The organism is Brucella pseudintermedia (genome assembly GCF_008932435.1).
Taxonomy (GTDB): domain Bacteria; phylum Pseudomonadota; class Alphaproteobacteria; order Rhizobiales; family Rhizobiaceae; genus Brucella; species Brucella pseudintermedia.
The window spans coordinates 36,507-44,336 of record NZ_WBWE01000020.1; the positions used below are offsets into that span (position 1 = coordinate 36,507).

The window sequence follows — 7,830 nt, forward strand, 5'->3', positions numbered from 1 at the left end:
ATTGGCGAAGTTTCTGGGGCCGGAATACACAAAATTGGAATATGATCTTGCGTCCGACCGAAGGGGCCAAGCACTCTATTGCATGGGCGGTTCGAGAAGATGGCGGTAGCCGATTTCGGTCATCCAGCGGGCGCGGGCAAGGTGCGTTTCATGGATACGCCGGGCGCGTTCCGGGTCGGCATCGACGTCGATACCGAAGATGATGCGCACGGCGTCGCGCCAGTCAGCTCCCTCCTCGTCGGCGTCCAGAAGACGAAGGTAGGTTGCCAGATGGGCTTCATCATAGGCGTTCACCCTGTCGGTCAAGGGTGGGCCATTGTCCCGCAAGGGCTTCTTCATGGGGCCTCTTCGCAGAAAGCCACGCTCAAAACGGACCAGTATTTTATCCGTCTGCGGGGTGACAGTTTCATGACGGTAATATCCGCAATTGCGGAATAGCCTTATACCTGAAACGTCTTAGCAGGGCTGCGGTTGGACATCTGTTAGAGATCGTTGCGAAAAAATTCGATCGGATCGACATCGAGCGCTACGCCGAGTTTTTCAAGCGTATCGACGGAAGCTGAATACTCCGCGCGCTCAAGCATACCGACATAGTTGCGATTGACCTTGGCGCGATGGGCAAGCTCTTCTTGTGACATGGACCGATCATGTCTCAACCGACGCAGGTTCTTGGCGACTCTCTCCCGTAAGCTCATGGGAAAGCAGTCACCGACTACCTAATATACTTCCACCCAATATACTAGTGATTCCTGAAAAGGGAAAGTGGCTCGTCAAAAAACCTGTGCGTGGTCTTGCGAGCCGGTCACAGACCGGCGAGCGGCGGCCGTGCCGTCCAGGCGCGGACACCGCCGATCCGATTTGCCTGTGGCGTAAACCGGATTTCGCTGGAAGGATCGGCGCAATCTGCGGCGGAACCGCACCGCCATTGCTGGCGGCGCGGACCTTGGCTGCTACGACGCCCGTTCAAGCAAGGTCTTCGCCTTTCCCTCCAGTTCAAGGCGGGTATCCTGATTGGTCTTGGTGCGGGCATGGGCGGTCATGCCCTGCACAAAGTCAAAAATCGTCTCCGGGGGCCGTCCTTCCTCCTGCAAGACGGTTTCAATGATCTTGCCGGTTTCGGCCTTGCTGAAACCGCGACGGCGAAAGAAGGTCTCCCGGTCCTCGTCGTTGTGGGCGACGATCCTTTCCCGCGCCGCCTTGATCCCGGCAATGAAGGGCGCGGGGTTGGAATTGGCGAAGCTGCGAAGCGCGGGCGCGGCTTCATGGGCGAAACGCTGCGCCGCAAACTTGCTGTGGCGGATGGTTATTTCCTCGAAATTTTCGACGCCCCACAAATTGCGATTCATGCAAACTGCTCGCAGGTAAAAGCTTGCAATTCCAAGGGTCTTGCTGCCGACTTCGCTGTTCCACGCATAAAAGCCGCGAAAATACAAATCCGGCTCGCCGTTCGGCAGGCGTCCGGCTTCAATGGGGTGCGTATCGTCCACCAGAAACAGGAAGACGTCACGATCCGAAGCGTAAAGCGTGGTCGTGTCCTTGGTCACGTCCACGAAAGGATTGTGCGTCATGGTCGCCCAATCCAGTACGCCGGGAACCTTCCACATGGTATCGCCCACGCCGTTGCCCGCGATCTTCATCACGGCTGCGACAAGCTCGTGATCCCAGATGCGCCCGTAGTCCGGGCCGGTTACGGCGCGCAATTCAATGCGGCCGTCCTCCGTTTCCAGCGTCTTCACCAGTTCGGCGCGATGCGAAAGCAAGCCATGCTGTAGGTTGATGCCTGCCAGCGGCGCGGGAAGCTGGCGCATATAGGTTGCAGGCGCTCCGACAAGGCTGCAAAGCTGGCCGAAACTCCAATGCGTCGGCGCAATCGGTTCATCCTGTCCGGGGACGATAATCGAAAGCCGTTCCGCATTGTCGCGGCTGGCGTCCACGCGCACGGCGCGGCTTTCGACGGTGCGGGCCGTGGCGCGATCCGCCCGCGCCTTCACGGCGTCGTAAAGCTCGGTGAGCGAAAGAAACCGCTCATCGTCCGGGCGCGAAAACCATTCCGACGAAACGCGGTCGATGTTCACGCCGCGCGAAATGTCCACGCGAAAACCCTTATTGATTGGCTGGCTGTTGTGGCTGCTGGTGATGACATTCATGGTCCTTGCTCCTCTTTTTCCCTTAATTGCCGAAGGCATGTCCCTCGACATGCCTTCCGGGGGCGCGAGAGTGCGCGGGGATGGAAGGGGACAAGTGCCGGCGAGCATGGCCGGGTTGCGCGCAAGCGGGACGGATTGGAAAGCGAAGACCATGAAAACAGTGAGCCGTCCTGAGAAGCGGGCGACCCTGCCATGCGCAGGCGGCGCTTGAGGGGAGAAAGGGGAAAAGTTCCCCTTGGTTTCCCCTCATGATCGGCTAGGCTTCAGCCGTAGCCGATCAGGACAATGGGCGCGCAGCGCTCCGTATGGATTGATGGCGGCGGCGGGCATGAGCATGGCGAAGCCCCGCTTTCGCGGGGCCGGGCCGGTGGCCTGTTTAGTTGGTGGCGCGGCGGCGCGACCAGATCAGGGCCATATCCTCGCTGTCCGTCGCGACCAGGCTCGCATAGATCGGAGCGGGGAACGAGGGATCGTCCAGCTTCACCGAGAGGTAGGGGTTGCCCTGCACGGACTGCTTCTTCCATGCTGCTCCGAACTCGGTGGCTCCGGCGAACACGCGGAAGTCCGGCCCGTTTTCGGTTTCGTCCTCGGCCGGGATGAACTTCACCGACTTGACGTTGAGGTTGAGGGTCTTGATCGAGCCAGCGAAGCCGTTGTCGGTGCGGGAGAAAGTGCCGATAGTAGCCATACCATGTTTTCCTTCTGCTGATCGGGCCGCGCCCATCGCGGTCTCGATGATGGTCGATGGACCGGGGACGATCGGCCTGCACCCACCGGGGTCCCCGTTGCGCTTGCGTAAGGGGGTGGTCCTTAGGGCCGGAATGAAATGGAGGGCGGCCGGTGGCAGCTTTTTTGGATCGCGATGCAAAGCCAAGCCGGGGTCCCCATGCGGCTCGCCGCATGGGGTGGTTGGGCGGCGGAAAAAAGTTGTCGCCGGACGTTGCAGGATTGAGATCGAGGCGGCGCTTGCGTCGCCGGTCTTCGGTCAGACCAAATCAATCGAGATCGCGGTGGGCGTGGTCCGGTCGGCGGAAAAAGGAAATCACGTCATGGCTGCTATCGGTCAGCACTTTCTTCTGCGCCGACAACGGTTTCGCTGCCTCCCTCGCAGGCAAGCCCCTCAATCTCAACGTCAAGTCGGTGAAGTTCCCTCACGGTCGTCATGAGTCGAAACCGAAAACGGGCCGGACTTCCGCCCATGCTGTTTGCTGGAGACAGTGGGTTTGGAGCGGCATGGAAAGAGCCTGCCTGTCCAGCGCCGGGCAATTCCTACCTCTCGGTGAAGCTGGACGATTCCTTGTTTTGCTCTTCGGTCGCCTCCATGCGGGCATGGCCGGGACGGACAGCGAGGATATGGCCCTGATCTGGTTGTGTTGCTGTGTCATCGACTGAACAGGCTATCGGTTCGGTCTTGTGGAAGCGCTGGCTTTTTCGGGCGAATGCCGCCGCCGCCATCCCTTGCGTTAGGGATGGAAGCCCGAAGGGTGAAGACTGCTTTAGCGGGCTTCAGCGAAGCCGACAGCCCGGCCCGCAGGGCAACGCCCATATCTTCCTCGCGGCCTGCATCATGCCGTTCGTCAAAAGCCCAACAAATGTGGAGTTAGCGGTCTTCATGGAACATGGACGGGTCGTCCAGCCTCGCCAACGCTGACGCTCCAACGAACCCGCCACCGATGAGAGAAAAGATTTTCCGCCAGACTTCGGACGGAACCGCCTCGCGGGCGATGCCATGCACCAGGGCGAAACCTGCAATGGCAGCAGGAAGCGCGAATAACAGTGCGATGGCAAGACGCAATCCCGGTGAGCGCAGCGTGGCGTAAAGATAGGTAAGGAAACCGTAGGAAGCCACGCCCGCAAACAGACCAACGATGCCAGCGCCGAGATAACCGGCTCCGGTAGCGAAAGCGAAGCGGGTTGCCATGACGGCGAAGAAAAACGGCACGGCATAGGTCGCCAGCATATAGGCCAGCGAACACATGGCGATGACCATCACGACGGACAATGTAGCGAACACAATCATTCCCGGTCTCCTTGCATTTCTTTCGGTTAGGCGCTCCGGCGCATCAGGGTCCGACGCGCAGGAACAGTGTTTCAGGTGACAATCCTTCCGGCGTGGTTTGCGATTTCGGCATATCGGCTGAGGCGATATTCGGGCCTGAAATACAGGTCACGCTCGACCGGCAGGCCAAGCCCGCCGCGAACGTCCTCAATCTCGGACAACATGGCGTAGCCAAGTTCAGGACTGCCAAAGCCAAGGTCCATCAAGCCGAATAGCCGCAAATCACCGTCCGGTTCCTCGTATGCTTCGGTAATCAGCCATGTGGCCGAACCGTCCGGAGTGAACAGCTTCACGACAGGGCGCGGATTGAAATCCTCCTGTTGCTCGCTGGCGCGGCCATTGGCGATCAGCGCGGCGCGCAGATCGTCAGGGATCAGGAGTTCGGTTCGGGGAAATCGCCGTGTCATGACGCCATTCCCTCCGGTGCGGACCAAAGCGCTGCATCCTCGTTAAGCCGGTAACGGTCACGAAAGGCGGCGATAGCCGCATCCTGCCGTTCCAGCTTCCGGGTGAGCGCGTCGATTTCGCCACGCGGCTGGAAGCGGAGTTGCGCGGCATTCTCCCGATAGTCACGCTCGTCGGCGCGGGTCCATGTGGATTTCATGCGGTCATACTGGCGGGTCTTTAGGCGGGCGGTGATGGTCATACGCTCGGCGCGCTTCTCGATCTGCCGCCTGATGATTTCGATATGGCGGCGGGTTTCGTCCCGCGCTCTGACCGTGTGGGCCAGCATTGCTTGCTGTTCGGCATAGGTGTTCATTGTCGTGTTTCCTGCGATCCGTCGAGGTTTCCTGCCGCGCCGATTGCGGCGCGGCGGAAACTGTCCTCGGTGCAAAGGGAACGAGGCCGGAACCGCGTGAGCGGCTCCGGCCATGTGGTTCACTCGGCGGCTTCGTAGAAGGCCGCATCGACTTCGGCATCAGCCAAGTCCGGAGCGATTTCCTCCGACTCCGGCGCATCAGGGTCCGGCACCTCCTCCAAGGTGGGTGCGTCCTCCGGCTCGGCAAACCCTGCCGCGTCGATTGCCGCGATTTCCTCCGCGTCGGGTCCGACAAGCTCCGATGCTTCCGGTTCCGGCATGGCGGGTTCCGTTGCTTCCGCCGCAATGTCTTCCGGGTCTTCCGGCTCTATGGTTTCGAGTGCATCCGCAACGGTTTCGGCTTCCGCCTCTGCCTGCTGCGGCTCGTCCTGCCATGCGGGCGGCTCGGTGCGCAGAAGCGGCGGGAGCCATCTGCTTCCGGCCAGAAGCTGCTCGGCGTTTTCCGCCATTTCCTGCTTTTTCTTATCCTTGATGCGTTCGGCGGCTCCGTAGCTTGTCCCATCTACGACAGCCTCAAGGATATGGGCCTTGGTGACGCGGCCAAGATAGGAACTGACGGTCGGCGTCCAATACTGGCTCATGTCCAGCGCAAGCGCGGTCGCCAGTTTGTCGGCGGTCGCATGAGCACGGCGCTTGTTCTGCTCCCAAGGCAGTTTCAGGGCATTGACGGTCAGCGATGCGCAATGAGCGAACAGCGCTATGACGCTTACGGGGTCGAGACCAGCGATGAAATCCCAAAGGTCCGCCACGTTCTGCGGCATGTCGCAAGCCCATCCGGCGTGGCGATCCGCCAGCATCTTCGCCGCCGCCGTGTCCTCGATGCCGTCCGCGTGCCCGCCAAGCTGAACACTGACGGGGCGGATTTCGAGGGCGTGGGCGTCCACGCCGCGATAGAATGTCTGCGCCGCCAGCGCATGGGTGACGGCGATCAAGGCTATTTCCGGCTGCTCGCCAAGCGCAAGGCGAAGGCCAAGCGTCCGGTGCGCGGTCAGGTCGCGGGTGAGAAGATCGGAAATAGGCTGGCCCGCGTCTCCTTCCGGTTCCTCGTCGTCGGCGTTATCGGGGTCCGGGCTGAAACCGTCCTCGAGAACTTCGCCATCCGCATTGACGCGAATACCGTCGATGATGGTTTCGCCGCCTTCGGCATCCTCCGGTTCCGGCGCCGGTGCCTCGTCTTCGGGGCGGATAAAGCCGCGCTCGATGCGGGCGGTTCCATCATGGTTGAGGCATATGAAGACACCGCCACGCGCAAGCTCGTCGGGGTCGTAGGCTTCCCGCTTGCCATCCAGCCGCACCATTTCCGCTTCAAGCTCCATGAAACGGACTTCGTCTTCCGGGGCGTATTCGTCCACGCTCCCCAATTCTTCCGCCAACCGTTCATGTTCCTCCTGCGCGGCGGCATAGGCCGCTTCATCTTCATCCGAAAGCCCGACCGGCTCCGGGTAAACACGGCGCAAGCCGTGGGCGTAAGGGAAGTCCATATAGGCTTCCACCCACTTCCAACCTTCCGCCCGAATGTCGGCGGCGATGGCTTCCAGCTTTTCGAGAACAAGGCGGTCGAGAAGCGCGGGATCGTCGTAGTAGCCGCCGCGATCTTCGGTAAACAGGTCACGGATGATCGTGCCGCCCGCTTCCGTGTAGGCTTCCGCTCCGATGAAGATAGCGCGCCGCTCCGTGGCAGGAACGTTGCTCGCGGTCAGGTCGCGGCGGATGATCCGTGCTTCCCTGTTATAGTGCAGGTTCTCGAACACCTGCTCCTGCCGCACGTGGTTGTCGGTGATGGCGAATGCCTGCAACTGCTCAAGGTTCAAGCCGCCTTCGCGGTACACCTGCATCAGCTTCGGGCTGACCGCGCCGAGCTTGAGGCGCTGCCTCACGACATGCTCGCTCACGCCGAAGCGGGCGGCAATATCCGCCGCGCTCCATCCGCGATTGTCCGCAAGCTCGCGGAACGCCTCGAACTCGTCGGCGGGGTGCATGTTGGCCCGCGTCACGTTCTCGTCAAGGCTGATTTCCTGCGGGTCGTTCGCAGTATCCAGAACGCAACGGATGGCTTCCGTCTTTCTGATTTCCTTGCGCTTGACACGCAAAAGCTGCGCCTGCCTGCGGCCTTCTCCGATGGTCACGAAATAGAAGCCGGTTGCTTCGCTAGCCTCGTTCAGTTCCGGTTCCACCACAAGGTTCTGGTAAAGCCCCTTGGCGGCGATGCTGGCCGCAAGCGCTTCGATATGCTCTTGGCTGTGCGGGGTCTTGCGCGCATTGCGGGGCGACTTTTTGAGCTTGCTGAGAGGAATGAAGATTTCCGTGCCGGTTGCGGGTTCCTTAGCAACAATTGCCGCATCCGCAACGGTTTCGGCTTCCGCCGTTATATCGGGGTCCGGAAAAGGTTTCGGTGCGGGCAATGCCGCCACCACCTCCACCGCTACGTCTCCGATGCTGCGGATTTCCGCATCCGTCGCCACATTTTCCGCCGCCGCAACAGCGACGGCCTTCGTCTTCTTCGCAGTCCTTGCCATTGTTCCAATCCTTCTTCCGTTAATGCCGGAGGCATGTCCCCGACATGCCTCCCGGGGGGGCGCGAGCCCTGGGGATGGGAGGGGACAAATGCCGGCGAGCATGGCCGGGCTGAGCGGCGAGCAGGCCGTTTCGGGAGAATTGAGAGAATCGGAGATATACCGTAACGGCCCGATTGCTACCGCCTGTTGAAGCAAAGCCTCGTGACGTAAGACACGTCTTTAGCGACGACGTTAATGACGTGTCTTGAGATTGAGGTAGACGATGCGGATGGAGATACTGGGTCACGA

8 protein-coding genes are annotated in these 7,830 nt (G+C 60.8%); all 8 read right to left on the reverse strand.

The window, feature by feature from the left end:
• Positions 1 to 75: 75 nt before the first annotated feature.
• Positions 76 to 339, reverse strand: a complete 264-nt coding sequence (locus F9K78_RS20520) for a DNA -binding domain-containing protein (RefSeq protein ID WP_151682678.1) — start codon at positions 337 to 339, stop codon at positions 76 to 78.
• A gap of 143 nt (positions 340 to 482) precedes the next feature.
• Complete coding sequence (locus F9K78_RS20525; protein WP_151682679.1) at positions 483 to 695, reverse strand: helix-turn-helix domain-containing protein; 213 nt, start codon at positions 693 to 695, stop codon at positions 483 to 485.
• A 255-nt stretch (positions 696 to 950) separates the two neighbouring features.
• Complete coding sequence (locus F9K78_RS20530) at positions 951 to 2,147, reverse strand: DUF932 domain-containing protein (RefSeq protein WP_151682680.1); 1,197 nt, start codon at positions 2,145 to 2,147, stop codon at positions 951 to 953.
• Between the two features lie 376 nt (positions 2,148 to 2,523).
• Positions 2,524 to 2,835: a DUF736 domain-containing protein gene (locus F9K78_RS20535; RefSeq protein WP_151682681.1), complete on the reverse strand. Its 312-nt coding sequence runs from the start codon at positions 2,833 to 2,835 to the stop codon at positions 2,524 to 2,526.
• A gap of 912 nt (positions 2,836 to 3,747) precedes the next feature.
• Positions 3,748 to 4,167, reverse strand: coding sequence for a hypothetical protein (locus tag F9K78_RS20545; protein WP_167518148.1), 420 nt, complete (start codon positions 4,165 to 4,167; stop codon positions 3,748 to 3,750).
• 71 nt (positions 4,168 to 4,238) lie between these two features.
• Positions 4,239 to 4,613, reverse strand: a complete 375-nt coding sequence (locus tag F9K78_RS20550) for a DUF2958 domain-containing protein (protein ID WP_151682682.1) — start codon at positions 4,611 to 4,613, stop codon at positions 4,239 to 4,241.
• Entirely contained in the window at positions 4,610 to 4,966 is a 357-nt protein-coding gene (locus tag F9K78_RS20555; protein WP_151682683.1) for a hypothetical protein, read from the reverse strand. Before F9K78_RS20555 ends, F9K78_RS20550 begins: the two co-directional genes overlap by 4 nt.
• Before the next feature lie 119 nt (positions 4,967 to 5,085).
• Complete coding sequence (locus tag F9K78_RS20560) at positions 5,086 to 7,542, reverse strand: ParB/RepB/Spo0J family partition protein (protein WP_151682684.1); 2,457 nt, start codon at positions 7,540 to 7,542, stop codon at positions 5,086 to 5,088.
• Positions 7,543 to 7,830: the final 288 nt, after the last annotated feature.

Coding starts and splice junctions, on each gene's coding strand:
- F9K78_RS20520 (WP_151682678.1), bottom strand. CDS start 339: ATGAAGAAGCCCTTGCGGGACAATGGCCCACCCTTGACCGACAGGGTG.
- F9K78_RS20525 (WP_151682679.1), bottom strand. CDS start 695: ATGAGCTTACGGGAGAGAGTCGCCAAGAACCTGCGTCGGTTGAGACAT.
- F9K78_RS20530 (WP_151682680.1), bottom strand. CDS start 2,147: ATGAATGTCATCACCAGCAGCCACAACAGCCAGCCAATCAATAAGGGT.
- F9K78_RS20535 (WP_151682681.1), bottom strand. CDS start 2,835: ATGGCTACTATCGGCACTTTCTCCCGCACCGACAACGGCTTCGCTGGC.
- F9K78_RS20545 (WP_167518148.1), bottom strand. CDS start 4,167: ATGATTGTGTTCGCTACATTGTCCGTCGTGATGGTCATCGCCATGTGT.
- F9K78_RS20550 (WP_151682682.1), bottom strand. CDS start 4,613: ATGACACGGCGATTTCCCCGAACCGAACTCCTGATCCCTGACGATCTG.
- F9K78_RS20555 (WP_151682683.1), bottom strand. CDS start 4,966: ATGAACACCTATGCCGAACAGCAAGCAATGCTGGCCCACACGGTCAGA.
- F9K78_RS20560 (WP_151682684.1), bottom strand. CDS start 7,542: ATGGCAAGGACTGCGAAGAAGACGAAGGCCGTCGCTGTTGCGGCGGCG.